This is a genomic window from Bradyrhizobium sp. USDA 4452 (assembly GCF_054063575.1).
In genome coordinates, this window is sequence record NZ_JBSSGK010000001.1 from 4,409,153 (window position 1) to 4,435,409 (window position 26,257).

The window sequence follows — 26,257 nt, forward strand, 5'->3', positions numbered from 1 at the left end:
CACGTGAAACAGATGGGGCTTGCTACTTCCCGACGCAGAACTCGCGGAAGATGACGTCCAGGATGTCCTCGACATCGACCCGGCCGAGCAAACGTCCGAGTGAGGTGGCCGCACTGCGAAGTTCCTCGGCGGCGAGTTCCTCGCCCTGCCCGACCACGTCGATGCTACGCCGAAGCGACTCGACGGTCTCCTCCAGCAGTCCGCGCTGCCGCGTCCGGCTGATCAGACCGCCCTCGCTGGTCGCGAAATAGTCGTGCGCGAAACCGACCAGCGCGGCGATCAGCTCAGAGAGGCCGTCGCCGCGGGACGCGGAGATCCGGAACTCGGGGTAGCTACCTCCCTCGCCTGTCGCGCTCCTCACCAAGTCGATCTTGTTTCGCACCAGCCAGGTTGGCGTGGTTCCACCATGCCCGACCTTCGCGCCGCGGCTGTCGGCCAGCCACAGCACGAGATCGGCTTCTGCGGCGCGGGCCCGCGCGCGGCGAACTCCTTCCTGCTCCACCGGGTCGTCGGTCTCGCGAATCCCGGCGGTGTCGATGACCGTGACGGGATAGCCGTCGAGATCGAGCTGCACCTCAATCACGTCGCGCGTGGTGCCGGCATGCGGCGAGACGATCGCGACCTCGCGCTTGGCAAGCTGATTGATCAGGGTCGATTTGCCGACATTCGGCGGACCTGCGATCGCGACCACGAGGCCGTCGCGCAGCCGCTCGCTCTGCCCCTGCGCTGCAAGCACCTGCCTGATCTCGTCGTGCAGCGCTCGGATCGTCTCAAGCGCAGGTGCGACCAGCTCGGCCGGGACATCGCCTTCATCCGAGAAATCGATGCCGGCCTCGATCAGCGCCGACGCCGCGATGATCCGCTCACGCCAGTCGCGCGCGCGATCGCCGAGCAACCCCTTCAGCTGGCGCAGCGCCTGGCGCCGCTGACGGTCAGTGTCGGCGTGGATCAGATCGTCGAGACCCTCGGCCTCGGTCAGGTCGAGCTTGCCGTTCTCGAAGGCCCGCCGGGTGAACTCGCCTGGCTCAGCCGGCCGCACATTCTCGAACGCGGCGATGGCATCGAGCAGCGCCGCCAACACCGCGCGCCCGCCATGGACATGAAATTCGGCAACGTCCTCGCCGGTCGCGCTCGCCGGGCCGGGGAACCATAACACGACCGCGTCGTCGATCGGTTGATGGTTTGAATCGCGGATCAACGCACGGGTGGCCATTCGCGGGGCCGGAGTCTTGCCCGCCAGTCCAGCAATGACCGACTCGGCCATTGGGCCAGACAGCCTGACAATGGCGATCGCGCTCGGCGGCCGCCCGGAGGATAATGCGAAGATGGTCTGGTCGCGCGGATGCATCGCCTATTTCTTCCAGCAAATCAGCAAAGGCAATGCCGCTTCGATCTCGCATGCCCCCACGGCATTATGCTGCAATGCAGCATAGCCTCATTTTACTGCGCAGCAGGCGTGCAGCAATTTTGCTGCGGTGCCCCGGCCCGATACAGGCAGGATATAAATATAAATATAAATTATATCAGACAGTTAGATGAAGGTTCGGCGCGGAAGCTCGACCAATTCATGCTGCACTCCGCTGCAGCAAACCCGCAACATGAAAAAGGCGCCCCGTTTGTGCGGAGCGCCCTCTTCTGTTCAGCCGTAGGCTCAGGTGTTCATGGAATCGAAGAATTCCGAATTGCTCTTGGTGTTCCGGAGCTTGTCGAGCAGGAAGTCGATCGCGTCCATGGTACCCATCGGATTGAGGATGCGGCGCAGGACATACATCTTCTTCAGCACCTGCGGATCGGTGATCAGCTCCTCCTTGCGGGTGCCGGAGCGGGCGATATCGATCGCCGGGAAGGTCCGCTTGTCCGAGACCTTGCGGTCGAGGATCAGTTCCGAGTTACCGGTGCCCTTGAACTCTTCGAAGATGACTTCGTCCATGCGGCTGCCGGTATCGACCAGCGCGGTCGCGATGATGGTCAGCGAACCGCCCTCCTCGATGTTGCGCGCCGCACCGAAGAAGCGCTTCGGGCGCTGCAGGGCGTTGGCGTCGACACCGCCGGTCAGCACCTTGCCGGATGACGGCACCACGGTGTTGTAGGCGCGGCCGAGGCGCGTGATCGAATCGAGCAGGATCACGACATCGCGGCCGTGCTCGACGAGACGCTTGGCCTTCTCGATCACCATTTCGGCGACCTGGACGTGACGTACGGCGGGTTCGTCGAAGGTCGACGACACCACCTCGCCCTTCACCGAGCGCTGCATGTCGGTGACTTCTTCCGGACGCTCGTCGATCAGAAGCACGATCAGATAGCAGTCGGGATGATTGGCGGTGATCGAGTGCGCGATGTTCTGCATCAGCACCGTCTTGCCGGTGCGCGGCGGCGCCACGATCAGCGCGCGCTGGCCCTTGCCGATCGGCGCGACGATGTCGATGACGCGGGCAGAGAGATCCTTCTTGGTGGAGTCCTCAAGCTCCATGCGGAAACGCTGATTGGGAAACAGCGGCGTGAGGTTGTCGAAATTGACCTTGTGCTTGGCCTTCTCGGGATCCTCGAAATTGAGCGTATTGACCTTCAGTAACGCAAAATAGCGCTCACCTTCCTTCGGGCTGCGGATGTGCCCTTCGATGGTGTCGCCGGTGCGCAGGCCGAAGCGGCGGATTTGCGAGGGCGAGACGTAGATGTCATCGGGACCGGGCAGGTAGTTCGCGTCGGGCGAACGAAGGAAGCCGAATCCGTCGGACAGCACCTCCACGACGCCCTCGCCGACAATGTCGGTCTCGGCGGCGGCGAGGTTTTTGAGAATTGCGAACATCAGCTCCTGCTTGCGCATGGTGCTGGCATTCTCGACCCCATTCTCTTCCGCGAACGAGACGAGCTCGGCCGGCGTTTTCGATTTGAGGTCCTGGAGCTTGATTTCCCGCATTGGGGTCGTCCTGTGAGGAAGTAAGTAGGGAAGGGGTGCGAGGTGGCTTGGAAAAAGCGGACGCCAAAGGAAGGTCCGCAGGTCTCAGCCAGGAAAGTGCCGTTTGGGCTTCCAAACCTGATGCGGCGCCGGCCCAAAAAGAACCGAAACGCGACCACATCCGCCTGCGTGGGGTGGGATGAACCCTATATAGAAAATCGATTCGTCCTTCGCAAGAAGGACTGAAGCATGCGTCTTGAGCATCGCGATGTCTAGAACGGCTTCACGACCACCATGATCACGATCAGGATCATCAGAAGCGTCGGCACCTCGTTGATAATGCGGTAGAATTTCTGGGTGCGCTGATTCCGGTCGGCGGCGAAATCCTTTACGCAGCGGGACAAAAAGCCGTGGATACCCGACATAATGAGCACCAGCATAAATTTGAGGTGAAACCAGCCCGATAGGTACCAGTGTCCGGCCCAGACCAGATAAAGCCCGGCAAGCCAGGTCACGATCATCGCCGGGTTGATGATCGCCTTCAAAAGCCGCCCCTCCATGACCTTGAAGGTCTCGGACTGCTTCGAGCCAGCTTCGGCCTCGCAATGATAGACGAACAGCCGTGGCAGATAGAGCATGCCCGCCATCCAGGAGATCACGGCAATGATGTGCAGGGCCTTGATCCAGTCATACAACATCGCGGTGATGCCTTTCAGGGAACAGCTCGGGCGGTCTCGGCGTTGCGAGCCAAGCTCTGCTTGCGAGGGACGGATACATATCCGCACACAGGGCTCTCCTAAACCTAATTAATTTTAGAATCTAAGGTTTGAGTCTTAGTGGCGGTGAATTTGACTCACGCAACGCAATCCAGCCGTTCTTGCGGGCTTGTTCACATCCCTCAACATTTCGACCAGCGAGGGCGGATATCCGGAATCTGTCGCTTTACTCAATCGGTTGCGGGCCTCTGTGGCCAGCTTATCAAGAGACAAATCCACACCGGTTCACTATCATCCGCGCCATGACGTCGACTTATCCTTTTCGGCGGTGCTGTGAAGAAGGCGACGCGATATACAGGGACCTGGCGGCGGACCCGGATTCTTCTCCTCGACCTCCACAGGGATTCACAGGATAGACAGGGGCTTCGGTGCCGACGACCTCCAATTATTTCCACCTGCATCTGGTGTCCGATTCGACCGGCGAGACGCTGATCACCGTGGCGCGCGCGGTCGCTGCGCAATACGCCAACGTGACCGCGGTCGAGCATGTCTATCCGTTGGTACGGAGCCAGAAGCAGCTCGATCGTGTGCTCGACGAGATCGAGGAATCGCCCGGCATTGTCCTGTTCACGCTGCTCGAGAAGGATCTGGTCGGCCGGCTCGAGGGCAAGTGCAAGGAGATCAACGTGCCGAGCCTGTCGATCATCGGGCCGGTGATGCAGCTGTTCGAGGCGTATCTGGGCGCCGCGACGACCGGACGCGTCGGTGCGCAGCATGTGCTGAACGCGGAATATTTCAGCCGGATCGACGCGCTGAACTACACGATGATCCATGACGATGGCCAGCATGTCGAAGGCCTCGAGGAGGCTGACGTCGTCCTGGTCGGCGTATCCCGCACATCGAAGACCCCGACCTCGATCTATCTCGCCAACCGCGGCATAAGAACCGCCAATGTGCCGCTGGTGCCGGGCATCCCGTTGCCGCACCAGCTCGAGACCCTGAAGAAGCCATTGGTGGTCAGCCTGCATGCGACGCCGGAACGCCTGATCCAGGTCCGGCAGAACCGCCTGCTCACGATGGGCGACCGCGACAACGACACCTATATCGACAAGCAGGCGGTGGCCGACGAAGTCGCGTTTGCACGGCGGCTGAGTGCGAAATACAACTGGGCATTGCTCGACGTGACGCGTCGCTCGATCGAGGAAACGGCGGCTGCGATCATGAAGCTCTACAACGACCGCCAGCGCGCGCGGCCGTCGGAGTAGCGGCCAAATCATGAGCATCTGGCGTGGCCCGCAGAAACTGATCCTTGCCTCGCAAAGCCGTGCGCGAAGGATGCTGCTCGAGAATGCCGGGCTCGAATTCGAGGCGCTGCCGGCCGATATCGATGAACGCGCGGTGCAGAAAAATTCCGGCCTTTCGGCCCCGGCCGATATCGCATCGCTCCTGGCGCGCGAGAAGGCGCTGTTCATATCGAGGCAGAAGCCGGGTCGATATGTCGTCGGCGCCGACCAGACGCTGGCGCTGGGAGAGCGGATGTTCAGCAAGCCTGCCGGCCGCGCCCAAGCTGCCGAGCAACTCGGCCTGCTCGCCGGACAGACGCACGCGCTGCATTCAGCCGTCTCGGTGGCGCGCGATGGTAAAGTCCTGTTCGACGACGTGAGCGTGGCCCGGATGACGATGCGGCGGCTCGCGGCCGGCGAGATCGAAGCCTATCTCGACCAGGCCGGGGAGGCGGTGACGACCAGCGTCGGCGCCTACCAGCTCGAGGGCCTCGGCGTGCATCTGTTCGAGCGGATCGAAGGCGACCATTTCACCATCCTCGGCCTGCCGCTATTGTCGCTGCTCGCGTTCCTGCGCCGTGAGAAGTTGCTTGCGGTGTGAACGCCTGAGACGCATGCCACGAAGACATACTGAAACGATGTTGATGCGATGCTGATTCTTGGACTGACCGGCTCGATCGGGATGGGGAAATCCACCACGGCCAAGCTCTTCATGGAGGCCGGCGTACCGGTTTACGACGCCGATGCGGCCGTGCATCAGCTCTATGAAGGCGAAGCGGCACCGGCGATCGAGGCGGCCTTTCCCGGCACCACTGCGAACGGCAAGGTCGACCGCGCCAAGCTGTCGGCACGCGTGGTGCAGGACCCGGTAGCGATCAAACAGCTCGAGCAGATCGTGCATCCGATGCTCGGTACGTCGCGCCAGAAATTCTTCGCCGACGCAGAGGCCGCCGGCGCACCTATCGTCGTGCTCGATATCCCGCTGCTGTTCGAGACCGGCGGCGAGAAACGCGTCGATGCCGTCGTCGTCGTCACCACATCGCCGGAACTGCAGCGCGAGCGCGTGCTGGCGCGCGGCACCATGGATGCCGCCAAGCTCGATGCCATCATCGCCAAGCAGATGCCGGACGCCGAGAAGCGCAAGCGCGCGGATTTCATCGTGGATACCTCGCTCGGACTTGACCCCGTGCGGGCGCGGATCCGCGACATTCTGGCCGAGGTTGCTAAGATGCCGGAGCGGCGAACCTGATTCGCCCCGCTGTTCCGGATTCCCTTACGTCATGCGCGAAATAGTTCTCGATACCGAAACCACCGGCCTCGATCCGCTGCGCGGCGACCGGCTGGTCGAGATCGGTTGCGTCGAGATCTTCAACCGCATGCCGACCGGGCAGACCTACCACGTCTATATCAACCCCGAACGCGACATGCCGGCGGAGGCCTTCGCCGTGCACGGGCTGTCGACCGAGTTCCTGGCCTCCAAGCCGCTGTTCACTGAAGTGGTCGACGAGTTCCTGGCCTTCATCGGCGATACGCCGCTGGTGATCCACAACGCGTCGTTCGACATCAGCTTCATCAACGCCGAGCTCGACCGCATCAAGCGGAAGGCGATCCCGAAAGACCGGCTGGTCGACACGCTGCTGCTGGCGCGACGCAAGCATCCTGGTGTGTCGAACCGGCTCGACGATCTCTGCTCGCGCTACCAGATCGACAATTCCCGCCGCACCAAGCACGGCGCCTTGCTCGACGCCGAGCTGCTGGCCGAGGTCTACATCGACCTGATCGGGGCACGGCAGTCGCAGCTCATCCTGGCGTCGGAAAATTCGGATGCGCGCAGCGGAAGCTATGGCGATACGCCGCGGCGGCAGCGCGAAACCGCGCTGGTTGCGCGGGTCAGCGACGCGGATCGCGAAGCCCACCGGGCGTTCGTCGCGACGCTCGGCGACAAGCCGATCTGGAACGACTATCTGCCGCCGCCGGCACCTGCTGCAGCACCGGCGGCTTGATTCAAGATTAATGTTTCCCCTCATCCCGAGGAGCCGCGAAGCGGCGTCTCGAAGGATGAATCGGCCACGATCGGCGCCCGCCGATCCTTCGAGACGCCCGCAAGCGCGGGCTCCTCAGGGTGACGGGAGCCAAACGATCGAACTTTCGGGATCAGCTCGGCTTGACGCCGGAAGCGGCCTGGGCGGCTGCCTGCCGCTCCATGTTCTGACGGTAGAGGCCGACGAAATCGACCGGGTCGAGCAGCAAAGGCGGGAAGCCGCCATCGCGGACCGAGGTCGCGACGATCTCGCGCGCGAACGGGAACAGCAGCCGCGGGCACTCGATCATGACCAGCGGGTGCAAATTCTCCTTCGGCACGTTCACGATCCGGAAGACACCGGCATAGGCGAGGTCGAAGCTGAACATCACCTTGCCGGCCGACTCGGCCTTGCCCTCGATCGAGAGGATCACCTCGAACTCGTTTTCCGACAGGTTGTTGGCGGAGACGTTGATCTGGATGTTGATCGCCGGCTGCTGTTGCTGCTGGCCGAGCGAGGCCGGCGCATTCGGGTTCTCGAACGACAGGTCCTTGGTGTACTGCGCCAGCACGTTGAGCTGGGGGGCGGGCTGTTCGACGGGGGCGCCGTTGCCATTGGTCATGAAAATGTCTCCTGGAGCGGCGCTCGGGACAGGATGTCCGACGGCACGCGTTAAGGTTTGGAAATGCCGATGCCGGCGAGTGGCTATCATAGGCCCGGCTCGGTCCACAAGGACGACGAGCGCCTGCATCCAGGCGGGCCTGCGGCCAAATCTTCCGCAACGGGTTTGCGAACGCAACTCCGCCCAATCCCTTAACGGCTTCCTAAATTATTGAAGATACGCGATTTCCGGGACGGAACGGGTTTCCCCCCGGGGCCGAAACGCGCTACACTTGCCCGTGCCAAAAAGCGCCATTGGCCGGGCATAGTTTCGTGCCTACATGCAGCGGACTCAATCGGTGATGTAATCTCTGCCGTTCCCGACCGGGAACGCTTTGATGCCCGGCCCCGTTGCCGGCAGAGAGCAGAAAGCGAACTCGACGTGGATATCTACACCATCATCTTCCTGGCGCTGGCCGTATTTATCTTCCTGCGTCTGCGCAGCGTTCTCGGACAGCGCACGGGAAGCGAGCGGCCGCCGTATGATCGTGCAGCACCCAACGTCCTGCAGCGCGGCCAGGATAACAACGTCGTGCCGATCCCGGGATCGGTGATCGATCAGCCGGCCCCGGCTGCGCCCGCCGATCCGGTCGAGCCGACCGAACGCTGGAAGGGCATCGCCGAGCCCGGCACGCCGCTGGCGCAAGGTCTCGACGCGGTTGTCGCCCAGGATTCCTCGTTCGATCCGCGGCATTTCCTCTCGGGCGCCCGCTCGGCCTATGAAATGATCGTGCTGGCCTTCGCCAATGGCGATCGCCGCGCGCTGCGCGACCTGCTGTCTGCCGAGGTCTATGAGAGCTTCGAGGCCGCGATCAAAGATCGCGAGAAGCACGAGCAGAAGACCGAAACGCGGTTCGTGTCGATCGACAAGGCCGAGATCGTCGGCGCCGAGACGCGCGATCGCTCGACCCAGCTGACCGTCCGCTTCGTGTCGCAGATGATCTCGGTCACGCGCGACAAGGCGGGGACCATCGTCGACGGCAGCCCGGACAAGGTCGCCGACATCACCGACATCTGGACATTCGCCCGCGACTCGACTTCCCGCGATCCGAATTGGAAGCTGGTTGGCACTGGAAGCGCTCACTAAACATCTCAGCTACGGGCGCCTCGCGATCGCGTGCTGCGCGCTCGCGGTTGTGTGCTCCACCGCGGCGATCGCCGCACGCTACAGGTCGAGCCGGCACGCCGCGCCGCGACTCCAGCAGTCCCACCCGATCCCTTATCCCGATCTGGAATTGCCGCTGCAGGTCAGCGGCAGCCAGTATGAGCCGCTGGCCTGGGCCGATGTCACCGGCTGGAGCGAGGACGATCATCTCGCGGCCTACCGAGCATTTCGCACCAGCTGCAAGCCGATCGCGGCCCAGCAGGGCGCGCCCGCGGAGTCGAAGGCGCTCGGCAGCTCGCTGCGCGATCCCTGCCGGATCGCGAAGGGACTCGATCTCGCCGGTGGCGCGAAAGCGAAGGAGTTCTTCGAGGAGAACTTTGTGCCGCTGCGTATCTCGCGGCTCGGCGAGGGCGCCGGCTTCGTCACCGGGTATTACGAGCCGGTGCTCGATGGCTCGCGGACCCAGACCGACGTCTACAATGTTCCGGTCTATCGCCGGCCGTCCAACCTGTTCGTGCGCGGCAAGACGCAGGCGTCGGTCGGCCTGCCCAACAGCGGTCCGGTGTATCGCAAGATCGGCCGGCGCAAGCTCGTGCCCTACTACGACCGCGGCCAGATCGAGGACGGCGCGATCGCCGGCCGTGGGCTGGAGATCGCCTGGCTGAAGAGCCAGACCGACCTGTTGTTCGCCCAGATCCAGGGCTCGGCGCGGATCAAGTTCGAGGACGGCACCACGCTCCGCATCAATTACGATGCGCATAATGGCTATCCCTATACGCCGGTCGGGCGCGTCCTGATCGACCGCGGCATCATCCCGAAGGATCAGATGTCGATGCAGAAGATCAGGGAGTGGATGGAGCAGAACCCCGACGGCGCCAAGGAGCTGCGGCGGCAGAACCGCGCCTACGTGTTCTTCCGCGAAGTGCCGCTGTCCGACAAGGACGAGGCGGTCGGTGCGCAGGGCGTGCCGCTGACGCCGGGCCGCTCGATCGCGGTCGACAAGGCGCTGCATGTCTACGGCACGCCGTTCTTCATCGCCGGCGAACTGCCGATCGAATCCGAGCAATCCAGGACGCCGTTCCACCGGCTGATGATCGCGCAGGACACCGGGTCGGCCATCGTCGGCCCGGCGCGCGCCGATCTCTATTTCGGCGCCGGCGCTGATGCCGGCAAGGTCTCGGGCCGGCTGCGCCACAACATGCAGTTCGTGATGCTGGTGCCGAAGGGGCTCGATCCCGTCGCGCGCGGCCACAAGCTGCCGATCCCTGACGAGCGGCCGTCGGCCAGGATCGCAAAACTGTTTCCGCAGACCGATCCGCCGAAGGAAAAGGCGGCAGCGAAGCCTGCGGATGCGACCACGGCGACCGTTGCCAAGGCCGGGACAAGGGCTGGGACGAAAGACGCCGGCAACGGCGCCGCCAGGAACCCGTCCGTGAGCCCCCCTGCAAAGGATGCTCCGCCCGCTGCGTCCGGGACGACGGCCCCTGTCGCGCAGGCCGCTCCTGTGGCAGAACCGGTGCCGTTGCCGGTCGCCCGGCCCGACATTCCGCAGCAACCGGAGAAGCGGCGCTATAGGCGCACTCGCCATCACCGCGATCAATGAAACGACCCGCGCCGATCCTCGATCTGTCCGCTCCGTCGCGGCGCAAGCGTGCGCTGAGCGAGGAGGAGCGTGCGCTCTGGGAGAGCGTGGCCAAGCAGGTCAAGCCGCTGCGCAAGAAGCCGGCCGCACCGAAAGCCCATGCCGTCGCCGCTGACCCGCCCACGCATCACGCCGCAGCCAAGCCCATTCCGGTCAAGCCGGTGACGTCGGCCAAGGCGGCGCCGGCGCCGCGTCCGCCTGTGCCGCCGCTGGCGCCGATCGGCCGCCGCGAGCGCGCAAAACTGTCACGCGGCCGACAGGAGATCGATGCGCGGCTCGATCTGCACGGCATGACGCAGATGCGCGCGCATCGCGTGTTGTTCACCTTCCTGCAGCGTGCGCATAGCGACGGGCTTACCTTCGTGCTGGTCATCACCGGCAAGGGCAAGGTCGGTGGCCTCGAGTCCGAACGCGGCGTGTTGCGCCGGCAGGTGCCGGAATGGCTCAGCCTGCCGGAATTCCGCACGCTGGTCGTCGGGTTCGAGGAAGCGCATATCGGCCATGGCGGCGAGGGCGCGCTCTATGTGCGGGTCCGTCGCGCGAGATCCTGAGATCAGAAAGGGCGAACGATCCCGACGCGCGGGATCAGCGTGACGATCCAGCCCAAGACTGTGGTCTTGCGATCGTCTGAATCGATCGGCGCTACGTCCTTCGAGGCCGGCAGCATCTTCACCGCGTGCAGCATCAGGAACATGCAGACCGCCCAGTTCGAGATCCAGCGCGAATAGTCGAACACGGTCACGAACATCACGAAATAGCCGGCGCTGATCATGATGAGCGCGGCGAACACGATCCGCCGATGCAGCTCATGCGCCAGCGCGCCGATCAGCCGCGCGAAATAGCGCCACAGCGGCACATGCACCCAGATCAGCAGCGCAAATACCGGGACGCCCAGGATGTTAGAGGGCATCCGGGCCCAGGTGTCGGCGAACTCCTTCGACAGCGGCTGGTACCAGATGTAGCCGAACTGCAGCAGGTCGGTCCGCGACGGATCGGCCATCCGGCTCTGCAGGTGACGGATGAATTCGTCATAGGGCACCTCGACCGTGCCGGCGAATTGCGCGACCAGGAACAGGATGCCGACCGCGGCGAGCGCCACGAGGCCGATGGCGATGTTTCGCGGCGTCGCCCCCTGCGTCAGGTAGAAGCGCAGCACCACGATCGCCGCGATCGTCGGCACATACATCAAGACGAAGATGTGATGGACCAGGATCAGCAAGATCGAGATCAGCGCTGCAATCACCACGTACATCACGGAGCGCGCCGGGATCAGCAGCAGCACGATCGTCAGCGCACAGCCGTAGATGTCGAAATGGCCGAGCGTGTGCATGAAGTTCTTCAGGAAAAACGGCGATCCCGCAATGAAGACGAACAGCGGCCAATGCCCATCGCGGAAGCCGAATGTGCGATGAAAAAGCCTGACGAACAGCCCGAACGTCACCAGCCAGATCGCGCCGGCCAGCGCGAACACCAGCCACACCGGCACCTTGTCGGTGAACAGCGACACGATCGCGCCGATCAGCGCGCGCTTGGTGAAGCCGTAGTGATAGTCGACCAGGAGATGGATGTAGGGGACGAAGGGCGGCAGTGCGATCTTGTGCAGGAACACCCCGACCAGCACGGCCGCATTGACGGCCAGCATCACGCGCCAGGGGTTTTGCGCTACCCGCAGATTCATAGATTGTCCACCACGTCGTACCGGCCTAGTGCGCAATTGCGCACGGGGGCCGGGACCCATAACCACCGAAGTCAGTTCTTAGACGGGATAGCGGCCCGAGTCTTGGCTCAATGCAAGCAGCAGTGGGTTATGGGCCCCGGCGTGCGCCGGGGCGACGATGGCTGCGCCGCCTACAAAATAAACCGGCTCAGATCGGCGTTCTTCGCGAGGTCGCCGACATGCCTGGTCACGTAGTCGGCGTCGACCTGGATGGTCTCGCCGTGGCGATCGGGCGCGGTGAAGGAGATCTCGTCCAGCACCCGCTCCATCACGGTCTGCAGCCGCCGCGCGCCGATATTCTCGACTGTCGAATTGACCGCAACCGCGACATCGGCCAGCGCGTCGATTGCGCTGTCGGTGACGTCGAGCGTGACGCCCTCGGTCTTCAGCAGCGCGACATATTGCTTGATCAGCGACGCTTCCGGCTCGGTCAGAATCCGGCGCATGTCGTCGCGGGTCAGCGCCTGCAGCTCGACGCGGATCGGCAGCCGGCCCTGCAGTTCGGGCAGCAGGTCCGAGGGCTTGGCAATATGGAAGGCGCCCGAGGCGATGAACAGGATGTGGTCGGTCTTGACCGCGCCGTGCTTGGTCGAGACCGTGGTGCCCTCGATCAGCGGCAGCAGATCGCGCTGCACGCCCTCGCGCGAGACGTCGCCGCCGGCGCGGTTCTCGCGCACGCAGATCTTGTCGATCTCGTCGAGGAACACGATGCCGTTGTTCTCGACGGCGTTGATCGCCTCCTGCACCACTTGATCGGTGTCGAGCAGCTTGTCGGATTCCTCGTTGACGAGGATCTCGTGCGAGCCTTCCACCGTCAGGCGGCGGGTCTTGCTGCGTCCGCCCATCTTGCCGAAGATATCGCCGAGCGAGATCGCGCCCATCTGGGCGCCGGGCATGCCGGGGATTTCGAACATCGGCATGCCGCTGCTGCCCGACTGGGTCTCGATCTCGATCTCCTTGTCGTTGAGCTCGCCGGCACGCAGCTTCTTGCGGAACGATTCGCGCGTCGCCGGGCTCGATCCGGGGCCGACCAGCGCATCCAGCACGCGCTCCTCCGCGGCGAGCTGGGCACGGGCCTGGACGTCCTTGCGCTTGCGCTCGCGGGTCTGCGAAATCGCCACCTCGACGAGGTCGCGGACGATCTGCTCGACGTCGCGGCCGACATAGCCGACCTCGGTAAATTTCGTGGCCTCGACCTTGAGGAACGGCGCGCCCGCGAGCTTGGCTAGCCGTCGCGCGATCTCGGTCTTGCCGACGCCGGTCGGCCCGATCATCAGGATGTTCTTGGGCAGAACCTCCTCGCGCAGGGAACCGGCAAGCTGCAGCCGCCGCCAGCGGTTGCGCAGCGCGATCGATACCGCGCGCTTGGCATCGGCCTGGCCGACGATGAAACGGTCAAGTTCAGAAACGATTTCGCGGGGGGAGAAGTCGGTCATTGGCTCTAGCTAGGTTGAAGGAATGGTCTCGGCAAGCGCCGGTATGCGCCAGCGTTTTGGGTCATTTGTCGCGCGCCATCAGCAGCGCCGGTCCGTCGGGCGTATCGACCATTCCGACCTTCCGGAAGCCGGCCTTCTCATAGGCGCGCACGGCCCGCGCATTGGCCGGGTCGGGATCGGTGACGATGCGTGGCGCGCCGTTAGCCAGCCGGTCGTCGACAAAGGCGCGGATTAGCGCCGAGCCGTGGCCGCCTGCCATCATGTCGGGCGCACCGATGAAGAGATCGATGCCGTGGGTGCCTTCCGGCTGCTTGCCGAACCCGGAATTCCATGCCGTCAGGTCGTAGCACTGGATGTAGCCGAAATCGTTGCCCTCGGCGGCAACGATGAACTGGTCCATCGCAGGCTCCTCAAGGTCGCCGCTGACCAGCGCGTATTGCTCGGCCGGGTCGCCCCACCACTGGCGGACATGCGGCAGCGCCAGCCACTGCCTGATTTGCGGCAGGTCGGCCGTCGTCATTGGGCGGAAACGATAGCGACCGGCCATGCCTAGCCGCCGATCGTCTCGATCGTCACGTTGCGGTTGGTGTAGACGCAGATATCGGCGGCGATATCCAGCGCGCGGCGCACGATGGTCTCGGCGTCCTTGTCGGTGTCGACCAGCGCGCGGGCCGCGGCGAGGGCATAATTGCCGCCGGAGCCGATCGCCATGACCCCGGATTCCGGCTCCAGCACGTCGCCGGTACCGGTCAGCACCAGGGAAACGTCCTTGTCGGCCACGATCATCATGGCCTCCAGCCGGCGCAGATAACGGTCGGTCCGCCAGTCCTTGGCGAGCTCGACGGCCGCCCGGGTCAATTGCCCCGGATATTGCTCCAGCTTGCTTTCGAGCCGTTCGAACAGCGTGAAGGCGTCGGCGGTGGCGCCGGCAAAGCCGCCGATCACGTCGCCCTTGCCGATCCGCCGGACCTTCTTGGCATTGGCCTTGATCACGGTCTGGCCGATCGAGACCTGCCCGTCGCCGCCGATCACCACCTTGCCGCCCTTGCGGACCGTGCAGATCGTGGTGCCATGCCAGACCGGCAGCTCATTTTGGGATGCTTGCATAGGTTACCTCTCTTCCGGGCAGATTTAGGCGGTCGGGCAGAGGGTTACAATCGGGCGAAAAGCAGCGTTTTCGAGCGAAGCCCGTCCCGGACTTGATCCGGGATGGGCACCGGTTCGCGTGAAGAAAACGCGGTATGACAAGACGGCAAGGAATTTGGGTCACCATGGCCCGAAGTTAGGGCGTTTCGGGGTCATCCCGCAGTAGCGAAGGTGACATCAGCCTGTTAAAAGACCGGCGTTTTCGGCACGGGAAAGCTTAATCTTCATGCGCACGGCAACCATCAAGCGCAAGACCAAGGAGACCGACATCGAGGTGACGGTCAACCTCGACGGAGCAGGCGTATCCACGGTTTCGACCGGGATCGGCTTCTTCGACCATATGCTCGACCTCCTGGCCCGGCATTCGCGCATCGACATCACGGTGAAGGCGGATGGCGACCTCCATGTCGATTACCACCACACCACCGAAGACGTCGGGATCGCGCTCGGGCAGGCCGTGAAGCAGGCGCTCGGCAACATGGCGGGCATCACCCGCTACGCCTCGATCCACATGCCGATGGACGAGACGCTGTCGCGCGTCGTGATCGACATTTCCGGCCGCCCGGTGCTGGTGTTCAAGGTCGAGTTCCCGCGTGATAAGATCGGCGAGTTCGACACCGAGCTGGTGCGCGAATGGTTCAACGCCTTCGCGATGAATGCCGGCGTGACTCTCCACGTCGAGACCCTATATGGCGAGAACAGCCATCATATCTCCGAATCCTGCTTCAAGGGTTTGGCGAGGGCGCTGCGGACGGCGATTGCGATTGATCCGCGTGCCCAGGGCGAAGTGCCCTCGACCAAGGGTCAGCTCGGCGGCTGACCCCGGGAGCATGATCCGGACACGGTGGCACCCGTTCTCCCGGAGATCATGCTGTAAGTAAAAGTCCATCCTCGGCGGAGCGTTCGATGCCGGTCTATACAGTGCATGCCCCCGTGGCCAGCGGCGCCGATCTCGCGGCGGCCGACAAGTTCGTTTTCGTGCGCGACGGCTTCCATTTCTGGGCCGCGGTCGCCGGCGCGATCTGGCTGGTCTGGCATCGGCTCTGGCTGGCGCTGATCGGCTGGCTGGTGCTGACTTTCGCGATCGATTTTGCGCTGACCAAGCTCGGGATCGGCCGCGGCGCGATCTTGCTCGTCGACCTGGTGTTGATGGTGCTGATCGGGCTGGAGGCCCCGACCTTGCAACGCTGGACGCTGTCGCGGCGCAAATGGCGCCAGCTCGACATCGTCGTGGCCGACAACAAGGACGCCGCCGAGCGCCGCTTCTTCGAACGCTGGATCGCGCGGCATCGCGGCGCCTTCAATGACCAGCGGTCGGTCGATCGCGGTGGGCCGCCGCCGACCCGGGACGTGCCCGGCCAATCTTTCTCAAAACCCCCGCCGATGCCGCAGGGCGGCATCATCGGATTGTTTCCAGAGCCAGGAGGATCGCGATGACCGTTGCAATCATCGATTACGGCTCCGGCAATCTGCATTCGGCGGCAAAGGCCTTCGAGCGCGCGGCGCGCAGCATGGAGGATCCGCAAGCCATCAAGGTGACGCGCGATCCCGACGCGGTGTATCGCGCCGATCGCATCGTGCTGCCCGGCGTCGGCGCGTTCGCCGATTGCCGCCGCGGCGTCGACGCGGTCGACGGCATGCGGGAGGCGCTCACCGAGGCGGTGCGGGTCAAGGCGCGGCCGTTCTTCGGCATCTGCGTCGGCATGCAGCTGATGGCGACGCGTGGCAAGGAGCACGTCATCACCGAGGGCTTCAACTGGATCGGCGGCGATGTCGTGAAGATCGAGCCGCGCGACGAGAGCCTGAAGGTCCCGCACATGGGCTGGAACACGCTCGATATGGTGCGCGAGCATCCGGTGCTGGAGCGGCTGCCGCTCGGGCCGAAGGGGCGCCACGCCTATTTCGTGCACTCCTATCACCTCAACGCCGCCAACGAGGCCGACGTGCTGGCGCGCGCCGACTATGGCGGGCCGGTGACCGCGATCGTCGGCAAGGACACCGCTGTTGGCACCCAGTTTCACCCCGAGAAGAGCCAGCGCTTCGGCCTCGCTCTGATCTCCAATTTCTTGAAGTGGAAGCCGTGATCCTTTTTCCAGCGGTCGATCTGAAGAACGGCCAGTGCGTGCGCCTCGAGCAAGGCGACATGGCGCGCGCCACCGTGTTCAATCTCGATCCGGCGGCGCAGGCCAGGAGCTTCGCCGCGCAGGGTTTCGAATATCTCCACGTCGTTGATCTCGACGGCGCCTTCGCCGGCAAGCCGATGAATGCGCATGCGGTGGAGGCGATGCTGAAGGCCGTCACCATGCCGGTGCAGCTCGGCGGCGGCATCCGCGACCTCAAGACCATCGAAGCCTGGCTCGACAAGGGCATCACGCGCGTCATCATCGGCACCGCTGCCGTGCGCGATCCCGAACTGGTGAAGGGCGCGGCGAAGCAGTTTCCCGGCCGCGTCGCGGTGGGCCTCGATGCGCGCGACGGCAAGGTCGCGGTCGAGGGCTGGGCCGAGACCTCGCATGTGACCGCGCTCGAGATCGCGCAGCGATTCGAGGACGCCGGCGTCGCCGCGATCATCTTCACCGACATCGCCCGCGACGGCCTGCTCAAGGGCCTCAACCTCGATGCCACGATCGGCCTCGCCGACCGCATCTCGATCCCGGTGATCGCCTCCGGCGGCTTCGCCTCGATCGACGACGTCAAGGCGCTGCTGGAGCCGCGCGCCAAGAAGCTCGCCGGCGCCATCGTCGGCCGTGCGCTTTATGACGGACGGCTCGATCCGGCCGCCGCGCTCAAGCTGATCCGCAGCGCGGTTTAGGAGTTAGAGACATGTTCAAGGTTCGCGTGATCCCCTGTCTCGACGTCAAGGACGGCCGCGTGGTCAAGGGCGTCAATTTCGTCGACCTGCGCGACGCCGGCGATCCGGTCGAGGCCGCGATCGCCTATGACGCCGCCGGCGCCGACGAGCTCACCTTCCTCGACATCACCGCCACCCATGAAAACCGCGGCATCATGCTGGATGTAGTGCGGCGGACGGCGGAGGCCTGCTTCATGCCGCTGACGGTCGGCGGCGGCGTCCGCACCGTCGACGACATCAAGATCCTGCTGCGGTCCGGCGCCGACAAGGTCTCGATCAATTCGGCGGCGGTCAGCCGCCGCGAGTTCGTCAAGGAAGCGGCCGAGAAGTACGGCGAGCAGTGCATCGTGGTCGCGATCGATGCCAAGCGGGTCAAGCGCGCCGGCGGCTCCGACCGCTGGGAGATCTTCACCCATGGTGGACGGAATGCCACCGGGATCGACGCCATCGAATATGCCCAGGAGGTCGTCTCGCTCGGCGCCGGCGAGATCCTGCTGACCTCGATGGACCGGGACGGCACGCGGCAGGGCTTTGATCTGCCGCTGACCCGGGCGATCGCGGACAGTGTCCCCGTACCGGTCGTTGCCTCCGGCGGCGTCGGCAATCTCGATCATCTGGTCGACGGAGTCCGCGAGGGTCATGCCACCGGCGTGCTGGCGGCGTCGATCTTCCACTTCGGGGAATTTACCATCCGCCAGGCCAAGGATCACATGGTGCGCGCCGGCCTGCCGATGCGCCTCGATCCTTAAGCCTTGATCTCCAGCGCTGGCGCGTGATTTGGGACTCCTTGTCACAAAAATGCTAAGCCCCCACCTAGGGGATGGCACCTTGGCGGTGCCGGTGCGCATGCTTGAGTTGAGTTGATGTCGCGTTTCACGGTCCACGATCTGGCCGCCACCATCGACGCCCGCGCTGCATCGGGCGGCGAGGCGTCGTATACCCGCAAGCTGCTCGACAAGGGCGCGGAGCACTGCGCCAAGAAATTGGGCGAGGAGGCGGTCGAGACCGTGATCGCTGCGGTCGAGAACAACCGCGACCACCTCATCGCCGAAAGTGCCGATCTCGTGTTTCACCTGCTGGTTCTGTTGAAGTCACGCGGCGTGAGGCTGGAGGATGTCGAGGCCGCGCTTCAGAAGCGCACCGCGATGTCGGGACTGGAAGAGAAGGCGTCGCGCAAGCGCGACTAGCGCACATGATCGAGCGCATGGAGAGGGGCGTCATGGACATCCGGGCACCAGATCAGCAATACAACCCCTATCGCACATTCACGCGCCAGCAATGGTCGCATCTGCGCGACGATACGCCGATGACGCTCGAGCCGGGCGAGTTCGATCGCCTGCGTTCGATGCACGATCGCCTCGATTTGCAGGAGGTCGAGGACATATATCTGCCGCTGTCGCGATTGCTGTCGATCTATGTCGATGCGACCCAGCGGCTGTATTATTCGCAGCGCCAGTTCCTCGCGATCCGCGATCGCAAGATGCCCTATATCGTCGGCGTCGCCGGCTCGGTCGCGGTCGGCAAATCGACCACGGCGCGCGTGCTGCAGGCACTGCTGGCGCGCTGGTCGCCGCGCCCGAAGGTCGACCTGATCACGACCGACGGTTTCCTGTTCCCCAATGCCGTGCTCGAGCGGCAGGGCATCATGCAGAAGAAGGGTTTTCCCGAGAGCTACGACCTGCCGACGCTGCTGTCATTCCTCAGCGACATCAAGGCGGGACGGCGTCGCGTCCGCGCGCCGGTCTATTCGCATCTGACCTACGACATCGTGCCGAACAAATGGGTCGAGATCGACCAGCCCGACATTCTGGTCGTCGAGGGCGTCAACGTGCTGCAGACCGGGCGGCTGCCGCGTGACGGCAAGGCGGTCCCGTTCGTCTCCGACTTCTTCGATTTCTCGGTCTATATCGACGCCGACGAGTCCGCGCTGCGGCAGTGGTACATCAAGCGCTTCCTGGCGCTACGCGACACCGCGTTCACCGATCCAAGGTCCTACTTTCATCGCTATGCGCTGCTGTCGGACGAGGAAGCGACCGCAACCGCGATCGCGATCTGGGAACGCACCAACCTCGCCAATCTCGAGGACAACATCCTGCCGACCCGGCCGCGCGCGACGCTGATCCTGAAGAAGGGCGCCGATCACGTGGTGCAGTCCGTCGCGCTGCGGCGGCTGTAGGATCCGCCGTCTCGGCTGTTATTGCGAGGAGCTGAGCGACGAAGCAATCCATCGTTCTGCATAGGCGGATGCGTGGATTGCTTCGCGGAGCCCGTCATCCGGCGGCGCTTTGCGCCGACCGGGTGGCTCGCAATGGCGATTAAAATCTACGCGGCGATGTGCCGAGCAGCGGCGAGGCCCGCGAGCGCTTCCTCGAGCTTCTCGCGATCCAGCGGCTTGATCAGGAAGCCATCCATGCCGGCTTCGAAGCAGGCATAGCGGTCCTCGACCAGCGTATTGGCGGTCAGCGCCAGGATCGGCGTCCGGCGTCCGGACTGGCCGGCCAGCCCGCCCGACTCATGGGCACGGATCTGCTTGGTGGTCTCGATGCCGTTGAGGCGCGGCATCTGGATGTCCATCAACACGAGATCGTAGGGCGTGCCGGCCGACGTCGCCGACAGCCAGGACTCCATCGCCTGCTCGCCGTTGGTTGTTATGACCACGGTATGACCGAGTCGGGCGAGCAGCGAGCGCATCAGGAGCGCGTTGATCTCATTGTCTTCCGCAACCAGGATCGACAGCCCCTGCTGCGCCGGTGCGGCCGCCGGCGCCGTTGGCGCGGACTCCGCGACCGTCTCGATCGCAGGGCCTGGCATCACGAGGCTTGGTGCGGCGATCTCGGGTGAGGCGGTCAGGCGCGCGGCGAGCGACGACGCCCGCAGCGGCTTGACCAGATAGCCGGTGAGCATGGTTGTCTCGGAGGCCGGAAGGTCCTGCCGCGTCGCCGGCGTAACCATCACGATACGATGGGTTGCGTGGATGCGAGCCGCGCCAGCGAACGCCTCCATCGCTTGCGTGCCGAGCGAGTGATCGATCAGGACCGTGTGCCAACTCCGTTCCGGCAGCAGTGCTTCGGCGACATTGGGATCCGACACGATACAGGTCTGCGCGCCCCAGCGCTGCAGCCGCCGCGAGATCAGCGAGGCTTCGATGCTGTGCGGTGCGAGCAGCATGATGGATTGGCCGGCGAGGTCGGGCGCCGTGAAGCCATGGGCCTCGCCGGTGTCGGCGGCGGCGAGCGGAATCGAGACCTCGAAGGTCGAGCCCGCGCCCGGCGTGCTCGCCAGCGAGATCCGGCCGCCCATGCGCTTGACGATGCGGTCGCTGATCGAGAGGCCGAGGCCGGTGCCGCCATAGCTGCGCGCGATGCGGTCGTCGGCCTGCTCGAACTCCCGGAAGATGCGCTGCTGCGCTTCCGGTGCGATGCCGATGCCGGTGTCGCGAACCAGGAAGCTGATCTCGTTCGGCCAGATGCCGGGCTCGACGATCAGCGCGACGCCGCCGGTCGCGGTGAACTTGATGGCGTTGCCGGCGAGATTGAGCAGCACTTGACGCAGCCGCGCGGCGTCGCCGGTCACCTGCATCGGCAGCCGCTCGTCGACATAGGCGGCGATCTCGATGCCCTTGGCCTGCGCGCGCGGCGCCAGCAATTCGGTGATCTCCTCGATCAGGCCGGACAGCGCAAAGGCGCGGTGCTCGAGATCGATCTTGCCGGCTTCGATCTTGGAATAGTCGAGCAGCTCCTCGATCAGCGCGAGCAGCGCGTCGCCGGAGGTCTTGACCGCCTTGACGTAGGTGGTCTGCTCCGGCGTCAGCTGGGTGTCCATCAGCAGCCCGCTCATGCCGATGATGCCGTTCAGCGGCGTGCGGATCTCGTGGCTTGCCATCGCCAGGAAGCGCGACTTGGCGCGGTTGGCGGCGTCGGCCTGATCGCGCGCTTCTGCCAGCGCGCGCTCGCTCTCGGTGCGGTCGGTGACGTCGCGGCCGACGCTCTGCATCTCCGCCGGCGCGCCGGCATCGTTGCGCACGAGGCCTTCGCGCCAGGCGATCCAGCGCGGCCCGTGCGGTCCCTCGATCTTCTGGTCGTAGACCCGCGTGCCGTTGGATTCGAGCGCGGTGTTGCCCTGCTCGAGCACCTTGAGGGTCGCAGTGCTGCCGATCAATTCGCCGCGGGCGATCTGTGCCAGCTCGCAATAGGCGTCGTTGGCATAGGTGATGTGGCCGTCGATGTCGCGCAGCACGATCAGATCGTCCCGCGCCTCGAACAGCGTCGAGGCGCGCTGTTCGGCTTCCTGCAGTTCCCAGTTGCGGTCGGCCATCGCCTCGTTGTGCATGGCGATGGTGCGCAACCTCCTGCGCATCAGCCGCAGCCGGATGCCGAGCGTCACGATCCAGAGGCAGGCGATCGCGAACAGGAAGCTGACGCCGATCGCGAATGTATTGGGATCGTAGCCGCTGTGTTGCGAGAGGGCGCCGGAAATGAACCCGAAGGCGCCGCCGAATGCGACGGAAAAGATCGTGAAGGAACGGACGATCGCCGCGACCCAGGAATGGCGCCGCAGGAAGCGGCGAAGGCGTAACTTGATTCGGAAGAAACGCCCCATCAATGGTGGTCCTGAGAGTGCTTGGTCTGGCGATGACGATGCGTCGGCCACCTTGCAAAGTGCTTGAGGTTGGCGGCCGTTTCGCGCCGCCCCTCGGAACAGGGTTAACGGGAGGTTAACTCCGCCATCGACTGGTCGCGGAAGCGCATGTGCGGCGCGAGCGATGCCGCCTCAAGGCGGCGGTGTCCGCCGCGGGCGCTGACGATCAGGGCCGCGGCATCGCGCGCCGAGAACGTCTTCGACTGCACGTAGACCCGGTAATCGAACGGACCGTCATGGGCGAGATAGATGATCGGGCCGGTTGCGGTCGGCGCGCTGGAAATCCCGATCAGCTGCGGCACCGCATTGCTTTCGCAGGTGCCGGCCTCGGCATCGTCGATGTCGTCGATCACGGTGAAATCGGCGGCCTCGGCGCTGTCGGCGATCCGGACCCGGACGGTCGCAAGGCTGGGGTCGTCGGTGAAGCTTACGTGAAGCTGCGCCTGCCAGGGGACCGATACGATCTGCATCGTGGCGCCGCCGACCTCGATGCAGGGCCGGGGGCCCGGCAGGATTTCAGCGCGGGCGAATACCGCGGCCACGGCAAGCGGGACCACCGAGGCCAGAACCTTCATACGCAACATGACACAACTCTCGACCCAAGCCTGCCGCGGATCGCGGTGCTTATGGTTTGCGGAGCGTAAATGAGAGTGGTTACCGTCGTGTTGACGCGGCGCGCGCCGGGCACAAAACGGGGGCGATCACGCCGCGCGGCGCAAATCGTCGGCCAATGCACGATAGGACAGCGCTTCGGCGAGGTGCAGCCGGCCGATCGTATCAGCGCCGTCGAGGTCGGCGAGCGTGCGCGCCACCCGCAGTACGCGGTGATAGCCGCGCGCGGTGAGGTGCATGGTCTCGGCGGCCTCGCGGAGCAGCTTCTGGCCATGCGCGTCGGGCTGCGCGATGGTCTCCAGCAGCGCGCTCGGTGCCTCCGCATTGGTGCGGACATGCGGCATGCCGGCCGCAGCGTAGCGCGCGAGCTGGATGTCGCGTGCCGCCGCGACGCGGGCGGCGACCTCGGCCGATCCTTCCGCCGGGGGCGGCAGGATGAGATCTGCCGCGGTCACGGCCGGCACCTCGATCCGCAGGTCGATCCGATCCATCAGCGGGCCGGAGATCCGCATCTGGTAATCGGCGGTGCAGCGGTCGAGCCGGCCGCGCTTGCAGGAATAGCCGGGCTCGTAGGCATGGCCGCAGCGGCACGGGTTCATCGCCGCGACCAGCATGAAGCGCGCCGGATAGGTGACGCGATGGTTGGCCCGGCTCACCGAAACCTCGCCGTTCTCCAGCGGCTGGCGCAGCGAATCCAGCACCCGCGGATCGAACTCCGGCAATTCGTCGAGGAACAGCACGCCCTGATGCGCGAGCGAGATCTCGCCCGGCTTGGCGCGCATGCCGCCGCCGGTCAGCGCCGCCATGCTGGCGGAATGATGCGGGCTGCGGAACGGGCGCCGCGCGGTCAGCGCGCCGTCGCGGATCTCCCCGGCGACGGATGCGATCATCGAGACTTCGAGCAGTTCGGACGGCGACAGCGGCGGCAGGATCGAAGGCAGCCGCGCCGCCAGCATCGATTTGCCGGCGCCGGGGGAGCCCATCATGAGCAGATGGTGTCCGCCGGCGGCGGCGATCTCGAGCGCGCGCTTTGCGCTCTCCTGGCCCTTGATGTCGCGCAGGTCGAGCAGCGCTTCCTCGCGCGCCTCGTTCTGGTCTTGCACCTTCGGCTGCGGCCGCGACAGCACCTGCGTGCCCTTGAAGTGATTGGCGATCTGGATCAGCGAGTGGGCTGCGATGATCTGGATGTCCGGGCTCGCCCAGGCGGCCTCCGAGCCGCAGGCGGCCGGGCAGATCAGTCCCTCGTCGCGCGAATTGGCGCCGATCGCCGCGGGCAGCACGCCCGCGACGGCTGCGATCGAGCCGTCGAGCCCGAGCTCGCCGAGCACGGTGAAGCCGCTGAGCGCATCCGGCGGGATCGCCCCGATCGCCGCCATCAGGCCGAGCGCGATCGGCAGGTCGTAATGGCTGCCCTCCTTGGGCAAATCGGCCGGCGCGAGGTTGACGGTAATGCGGCGGGCGGGGAGCGCGAGGCCAGAAGCGATCAGCGCCGAACGCACCCGCTCCCGCGCCTCCGACACCGCCTTGTCGGGCAGGCCGACGATGGCAAACGCCGGCAGTCCCGGCGCGACCTGCACCTGCACGTCGACCGCGCGGGCCTCAATCCCCTCGAATGCGACGGTGGAAACCCGCTGGACCATGCTGCCCCTATCTTCCGCCACCCAAGGTAGCGGAGCGGGGGGTGAAGTCAAGAACATTACAGGAACATTCGGGGGATGGGCCGGTATTCGGGCAGACGCAAACCACACCGGAGCGGAGGCGGCTAGTCCCTCCGGCCGATCCGGCCCGGTCCGGGATTTCGGGATGTGTGATTTGCTTCATTGCAATCTGTACGAGCGTGACCCTAAGCTTTCAGCTTGAGGAAGCCCGAACCTTCATTTCGAGTTTGGAAAATATTGTTCCTGGTCGCAGCGGTGCTGCTCCAGTCTCGGGCCTCCAATGCCGGAAACCAGACGAAGGACGGCATCTGCCGGTCCAGGAATATTTCGCTGCCAGAAACATTGCGCTGAGAGGACAACCATGGCCCAGACCGGAGTCTTCATATCGTACAATCACAAAGACAAGAAAATCGCAGAAGCGGTGGTGGAGTCGCTCGCCGGCCTGTCGACGAATCTCGAGGTGTTCATCGATCGTGCCGGAATTGAAGGCGGCGACGACTACGAAGCCAAGATTTCGGAATCGATTCAGAAATCCCAGTGGTTCGTTTTCATCTGTAGCGGGGGAAACAAATCGGAAAAGGACATGAGCTGGTGCTTCTACGAAGCCGGCCAGTTCCGCGCCAAGCTCGAACGGGCAGATCAGAAAGAAGCGGTGCGAGATCGAATTTGCTTCCTGTACGACGTCGATCGTCCGGATCAACTGTCCCGCTATCAAGGCTCCCTGGTATCGATCCGCAATCGTAACGACGTATTGCTCAACGTCGACGCCGACAATGACGACTCGCTCGCTTACGAAAACACGGAGCTATTCGACTTCTTCGAGAATCTGCTGACGAACTCGACGGGTATTTCCTTCCGTGGGATTGACGACCCCAACACGCGCAAAGCCATGAGGAATGGCGTGCGAAGAATCACACGGGCATTCGTTCAAAACGGAGCCAATGACTTCGTCGGCGAAGACGTCTTTCAACCACGCATCAGCTTTATGGTGCCGCCACCATCGCAAAGCGCGGAGGGACTGACCCCGACCACCGTGGTGACGGGGGAATTCAACGCGTTGCCCAACATCTTCACAATTGCTGGGACCTCGACGACCTGGGCCGATATCAAGGCGGTGGCTTCCGCGCGAAGCGGCAATGAGATGACCCCGCTTTGGATCAACGACATGGAGACAGCGGCAAGGGACCTCCTGCTTGGCAAAGTACCGACGCAGACGGATTTTCTCTGCCTGGGGAACGACGGCAAGTTCTACCGGCCCATCATCGCCAGAAACCTGAATTTCAGAAACGGCGCCAGGCGGTGCTACGTCGCATTCATTCCGTCGCGGGATCGGCGCTTCAATCTGACGTTCAAGACATCGCTGCTGCTGAGCGCGCTGATCCTGTCGATCCGCTTTCGCCAGCGCGTCTTGCCCTTGTCCGACGAACTCAACAAGAACCCGAAATTCCCCGAAAAGAAGAAGGCCGAGTTGCTGCAGAAGCTTCAGCAGGAGATCGTCCTGGTTGAGGCCGAGGCTGAAGAATTCGGGCTCAATCCGCCAAAGGACGAACATGACGACCCGCCCTTGCTGAATGGCTTTCGGGATGGACCGGAAAAAGATTTCATGCGCGAGGAAATCGCGAAATGGTCGGCCACGAGAATGCAGATCTTCGACAAGATAAAGGAGGCGCAGACTCCCACCAAGGACACCACGTGGTCCGACGCCGCAGATGTCGTGACAGCCGGGTTCGTCGGCTTGAGGGCAATCAACAGCAGCTTCATCGACAAGCTCTGCAACGAGCTCCTTTGCGCGGAGAGAATAGAGGCGACCAAAGCCGTTCCCGACTAATCCCGCTGCGTGAGGCAGGACGGGGGCATCCGGGCAGCGCATGGGGGC

Annotated in this window: 27 protein-coding genes; 16 read left to right on the top strand and 11 right to left on the bottom strand. The window is 64.4% G+C overall.

Going from position 1 to position 26,257, the window contains the following annotated elements:
- Positions 1-22: 22 nt before the first annotated feature.
- Positions 23-1,327, bottom strand: coding sequence for a tRNA uridine-5-carboxymethylaminomethyl(34) synthesis GTPase MnmE (mnmE, locus tag ACVISU_RS21165; protein WP_456710870.1), 1,305 nt, complete (start codon positions 1,325-1,327; stop codon positions 23-25).
- Between mnmE and ACVISU_RS21170 the strand changes: the two genes are divergently transcribed.
- Positions 1,248-1,433 carry a hypothetical protein gene (locus ACVISU_RS21170; protein WP_244522229.1) on the top strand — a complete coding sequence of 62 codons (186 nt, stop codon included), beginning with the start codon at positions 1,248-1,250 and terminating at the stop codon, positions 1,431-1,433. The two genes, mnmE and ACVISU_RS21170, sit on opposite strands and share 80 nt — an antisense overlap.
- Before the next feature lie 218 nt (positions 1,434-1,651).
- Here ACVISU_RS21170 and rho read toward each other — a convergent pair whose 3' ends face one another.
- Both rho and hemJ read right to left on the bottom strand, forming a co-directional pair.
- Positions 1,652-2,917, bottom strand: coding sequence for a transcription termination factor Rho (gene rho / locus ACVISU_RS21175; RefSeq protein ID WP_028341998.1), 1,266 nt, complete (start codon positions 2,915-2,917; stop codon positions 1,652-1,654).
- A 251-nt stretch (positions 2,918-3,168) separates the two neighbouring features.
- Positions 3,169-3,591: a protoporphyrinogen oxidase HemJ gene (gene hemJ, locus ACVISU_RS21180; RefSeq protein WP_456710871.1), complete on the bottom strand. Its 423-nt coding sequence runs from the start codon at positions 3,589-3,591 to the stop codon at positions 3,169-3,171.
- 449 nt (positions 3,592-4,040) lie between these two features.
- Here hemJ and ACVISU_RS21185 point away from each other — a divergent pair, with 449 nt between their 5' ends.
- From ACVISU_RS21185 to dnaQ, 4 genes are read left to right on the top strand one after another with little or no spacing between them, the layout of a single operon-like run.
- Complete coding sequence (locus ACVISU_RS21185) at positions 4,041-4,877, top strand: pyruvate, water dikinase regulatory protein (RefSeq protein ID WP_050401291.1); 837 nt, start codon at positions 4,041-4,043, stop codon at positions 4,875-4,877.
- Positions 4,878-4,887: 10 nt separating this feature from the next.
- The gene (locus ACVISU_RS21190) at positions 4,888-5,496 is read left to right on the top strand and encodes a Maf family protein (RefSeq protein ID WP_456708201.1); all 609 of its coding nucleotides are present in this window, start codon (positions 4,888-4,890) and stop codon (positions 5,494-5,496) included.
- 48 nt (positions 5,497-5,544) lie between these two features.
- Positions 5,545-6,144 carry a dephospho-CoA kinase gene (gene coaE, locus ACVISU_RS21195; RefSeq protein WP_456708202.1) on the top strand — a complete coding sequence of 200 codons (600 nt, stop codon included), beginning with the start codon at positions 5,545-5,547 and terminating at the stop codon, positions 6,142-6,144.
- A 31-nt stretch (positions 6,145-6,175) separates the two neighbouring features.
- The gene (gene dnaQ / locus ACVISU_RS21200; RefSeq protein ID WP_050401288.1) at positions 6,176-6,898 is read left to right on the top strand and encodes a DNA polymerase III subunit epsilon; all 723 of its coding nucleotides are present in this window, start codon (positions 6,176-6,178) and stop codon (positions 6,896-6,898) included.
- Between the two features lie 151 nt (positions 6,899-7,049).
- Here the strand turns inward: dnaQ and secB are convergent, their stop codons facing one another.
- Positions 7,050-7,538 (bottom strand): protein-export chaperone SecB, encoded by a 489-nt coding sequence (gene secB / locus ACVISU_RS21205; protein ID WP_050401287.1) that lies wholly within the window; start codon positions 7,536-7,538, stop codon positions 7,050-7,052.
- A gap of 420 nt (positions 7,539-7,958) precedes the next feature.
- On the opposite strand from secB, the gene ACVISU_RS21210 reads away from it, so the two are divergent.
- The 3 genes from ACVISU_RS21210 to ACVISU_RS21220 are packed head-to-tail and all read left to right on the top strand — an operon-like array spanning position 7,959 to position 10,874.
- Complete coding sequence (locus ACVISU_RS21210) at positions 7,959-8,663, top strand: Tim44/TimA family putative adaptor protein (protein ID WP_050401286.1); 705 nt, start codon at positions 7,959-7,961, stop codon at positions 8,661-8,663.
- Positions 8,641-10,284 (top strand): murein transglycosylase A, encoded by a 1,644-nt coding sequence (mltA, locus tag ACVISU_RS21215; protein ID WP_050401285.1) that lies wholly within the window; start codon positions 8,641-8,643, stop codon positions 10,282-10,284. Before ACVISU_RS21210 ends, mltA begins: the two co-directional genes overlap by 23 nt.
- Positions 10,281-10,874 (top strand): Smr/MutS family protein, encoded by a 594-nt coding sequence (locus ACVISU_RS21220; RefSeq protein WP_456708203.1) that lies wholly within the window; start codon positions 10,281-10,283, stop codon positions 10,872-10,874. Before mltA ends, ACVISU_RS21220 begins: the two co-directional genes overlap by 4 nt.
- Before the next feature lie 2 nt (positions 10,875-10,876).
- Here the strand turns inward: ACVISU_RS21220 and ACVISU_RS21225 are convergent, their stop codons facing one another.
- The 4 genes from ACVISU_RS21225 to hslV all read right to left on the bottom strand — a co-directional run bounded on the left by ACVISU_RS21225 (position 10,877) and on the right by hslV (position 14,583).
- Positions 10,877-12,001, bottom strand: a complete 1,125-nt coding sequence (locus tag ACVISU_RS21225; protein ID WP_456708204.1) for a hypothetical protein — start codon at positions 11,999-12,001, stop codon at positions 10,877-10,879.
- 170 nt (positions 12,002-12,171) lie between these two features.
- Positions 12,172-13,476, bottom strand: coding sequence for an ATP-dependent protease ATPase subunit HslU (hslU, locus tag ACVISU_RS21230; RefSeq protein ID WP_456708205.1), 1,305 nt, complete (start codon positions 13,474-13,476; stop codon positions 12,172-12,174).
- A gap of 61 nt (positions 13,477-13,537) precedes the next feature.
- Positions 13,538-14,023 (bottom strand): GNAT family N-acetyltransferase, encoded by a 486-nt coding sequence (locus ACVISU_RS21235; RefSeq protein WP_456708206.1) that lies wholly within the window; start codon positions 14,021-14,023, stop codon positions 13,538-13,540.
- Positions 14,024-14,025: 2 nt separating this feature from the next.
- Entirely contained in the window at positions 14,026-14,583 is a 558-nt protein-coding gene (hslV, locus tag ACVISU_RS21240; RefSeq protein WP_024583062.1) for an ATP-dependent protease subunit HslV, read from the bottom strand.
- 265 nt (positions 14,584-14,848) lie between these two features.
- Here hslV and hisB point away from each other — a divergent pair, with 265 nt between their 5' ends.
- The 7 genes from hisB (at position 14,849) to coaA (ending at position 19,649) form a co-directional block, all read left to right on the top strand.
- Entirely contained in the window at positions 14,849-15,442 is a 594-nt protein-coding gene (gene hisB / locus ACVISU_RS21245) for an imidazoleglycerol-phosphate dehydratase HisB (protein WP_106321818.1), read from the top strand.
- An 86-nt stretch (positions 15,443-15,528) separates the two neighbouring features.
- Entirely contained in the window at positions 15,529-16,059 is a 531-nt protein-coding gene (locus tag ACVISU_RS21250) for a DUF2628 domain-containing protein (RefSeq protein ID WP_456708207.1), read from the top strand.
- Entirely contained in the window at positions 16,056-16,706 is a 651-nt protein-coding gene (gene hisH / locus ACVISU_RS21255) for an imidazole glycerol phosphate synthase subunit HisH (protein ID WP_456708208.1), read from the top strand. The genes ACVISU_RS21250 and hisH overlap by 4 nt, the downstream gene beginning before the upstream one ends.
- Positions 16,703-17,434 (top strand): 1-(5-phosphoribosyl)-5-[(5-phosphoribosylamino)methylideneamino]imidazole-4-carboxamide isomerase, encoded by a 732-nt coding sequence (gene hisA, locus ACVISU_RS21260; protein WP_050401344.1) that lies wholly within the window; start codon positions 16,703-16,705, stop codon positions 17,432-17,434. Before hisH ends, hisA begins: the two co-directional genes overlap by 4 nt.
- A gap of 11 nt (positions 17,435-17,445) precedes the next feature.
- Complete coding sequence (hisF, locus tag ACVISU_RS21265; RefSeq protein ID WP_456708209.1) at positions 17,446-18,222, top strand: imidazole glycerol phosphate synthase subunit HisF; 777 nt, start codon at positions 17,446-17,448, stop codon at positions 18,220-18,222.
- A 114-nt stretch (positions 18,223-18,336) separates the two neighbouring features.
- Positions 18,337-18,660: a phosphoribosyl-ATP diphosphatase gene (locus ACVISU_RS21270; RefSeq protein ID WP_456708210.1), complete on the top strand. Its 324-nt coding sequence runs from the start codon at positions 18,337-18,339 to the stop codon at positions 18,658-18,660.
- Positions 18,661-18,692: 32 nt separating this feature from the next.
- On the top strand, positions 18,693-19,649 hold the full coding sequence (coaA, locus tag ACVISU_RS21275) for a type I pantothenate kinase (RefSeq protein ID WP_050401343.1): 957 nt from the start codon (positions 18,693-18,695) through the stop codon (positions 19,647-19,649).
- 146 nt (positions 19,650-19,795) lie between these two features.
- On the opposite strand, the gene ACVISU_RS21280 is transcribed toward coaA, so the two are convergent.
- The 3 genes from ACVISU_RS21280 to ACVISU_RS21290 form a co-directional block, all read right to left on the bottom strand.
- Positions 19,796-22,072 (bottom strand): ATP-binding protein, encoded by a 2,277-nt coding sequence (locus ACVISU_RS21280; RefSeq protein WP_456708211.1) that lies wholly within the window; start codon positions 22,070-22,072, stop codon positions 19,796-19,798.
- A gap of 104 nt (positions 22,073-22,176) precedes the next feature.
- The gene (locus tag ACVISU_RS21285) at positions 22,177-22,695 is read right to left on the bottom strand and encodes a hypothetical protein (protein WP_456708212.1); all 519 of its coding nucleotides are present in this window, start codon (positions 22,693-22,695) and stop codon (positions 22,177-22,179) included.
- 117 nt (positions 22,696-22,812) lie between these two features.
- Positions 22,813-24,363: a YifB family Mg chelatase-like AAA ATPase gene (locus tag ACVISU_RS21290; protein ID WP_456708213.1), complete on the bottom strand. Its 1,551-nt coding sequence runs from the start codon at positions 24,361-24,363 to the stop codon at positions 22,813-22,815.
- A gap of 379 nt (positions 24,364-24,742) precedes the next feature.
- Between ACVISU_RS21290 and ACVISU_RS21295 the strand changes: the two genes are divergently transcribed.
- Entirely contained in the window at positions 24,743-26,209 is a 1,467-nt protein-coding gene (locus tag ACVISU_RS21295; protein WP_456708214.1) for a toll/interleukin-1 receptor domain-containing protein, read from the top strand.
- Positions 26,210-26,257 lie beyond the last annotated feature (48 nt).

Bases quoted from the DNA above. Each gene is read 5' to 3' on its own strand.
- coaA (WP_050401343.1), top strand. From the start codon at position 18,693: ATGGACATCCGGGCACCAGATCAGCAATACAACCCCTATCGCACATTC.
- ACVISU_RS21220 (WP_456708203.1), top strand. From the start codon at position 10,281: ATGAAACGACCCGCGCCGATCCTCGATCTGTCCGCTCCGTCGCGGCGC.
- hslU (WP_456708205.1), bottom strand. From the start codon at position 13,476: ATGACCGACTTCTCCCCCCGCGAAATCGTTTCTGAACTTGACCGTTTC.
- hisH (WP_456708208.1), top strand. From the start codon at position 16,056: ATGACCGTTGCAATCATCGATTACGGCTCCGGCAATCTGCATTCGGCG.
- ACVISU_RS21190 (WP_456708201.1), top strand. From the start codon at position 4,888: ATGAGCATCTGGCGTGGCCCGCAGAAACTGATCCTTGCCTCGCAAAGC.
- ACVISU_RS21270 (WP_456708210.1), top strand. From the start codon at position 18,337: ATGTCGCGTTTCACGGTCCACGATCTGGCCGCCACCATCGACGCCCGC.
- ACVISU_RS21280 (WP_456708211.1), bottom strand. From the start codon at position 22,072: ATGGGGCGTTTCTTCCGAATCAAGTTACGCCTTCGCCGCTTCCTGCGG.
- rho (WP_028341998.1), bottom strand. From the start codon at position 2,917: ATGCGGGAAATCAAGCTCCAGGACCTCAAATCGAAAACGCCGGCCGAG.
- hslV (WP_024583062.1), bottom strand. From the start codon at position 14,583: ATGCAAGCATCCCAAAATGAGCTGCCGGTCTGGCATGGCACCACGATC.
- ACVISU_RS21170 (WP_244522229.1), top strand. From the start codon at position 1,248: ATGACCGACTCGGCCATTGGGCCAGACAGCCTGACAATGGCGATCGCG.
- ACVISU_RS21295 (WP_456708214.1), top strand. From the start codon at position 24,743: ATGGCCCAGACCGGAGTCTTCATATCGTACAATCACAAAGACAAGAAA.
- coaE (WP_456708202.1), top strand. From the start codon at position 5,545: ATGCTGATTCTTGGACTGACCGGCTCGATCGGGATGGGGAAATCCACC.
- ACVISU_RS21290 (WP_456708213.1), bottom strand. From the start codon at position 24,363: ATGGTCCAGCGGGTTTCCACCGTCGCATTCGAGGGGATTGAGGCCCGC.
- secB (WP_050401287.1), bottom strand. From the start codon at position 7,538: ATGACCAATGGCAACGGCGCCCCCGTCGAACAGCCCGCCCCCCAGCTC.
- ACVISU_RS21235 (WP_456708206.1), bottom strand. From the start codon at position 14,023: ATGGCCGGTCGCTATCGTTTCCGCCCAATGACGACGGCCGACCTGCCG.
- ACVISU_RS21285 (WP_456708212.1), bottom strand. From the start codon at position 22,695: ATGTTGCGTATGAAGGTTCTGGCCTCGGTGGTCCCGCTTGCCGTGGCC.
- dnaQ (WP_050401288.1), top strand. From the start codon at position 6,176: ATGCGCGAAATAGTTCTCGATACCGAAACCACCGGCCTCGATCCGCTG.
- hisB (WP_106321818.1), top strand. From the start codon at position 14,849: ATGCGCACGGCAACCATCAAGCGCAAGACCAAGGAGACCGACATCGAG.
- hisF (WP_456708209.1), top strand. From the start codon at position 17,446: ATGTTCAAGGTTCGCGTGATCCCCTGTCTCGACGTCAAGGACGGCCGC.
- ACVISU_RS21225 (WP_456708204.1), bottom strand. From the start codon at position 12,001: ATGAATCTGCGGGTAGCGCAAAACCCCTGGCGCGTGATGCTGGCCGTC.
- ACVISU_RS21250 (WP_456708207.1), top strand. From the start codon at position 15,529: ATGCCGGTCTATACAGTGCATGCCCCCGTGGCCAGCGGCGCCGATCTC.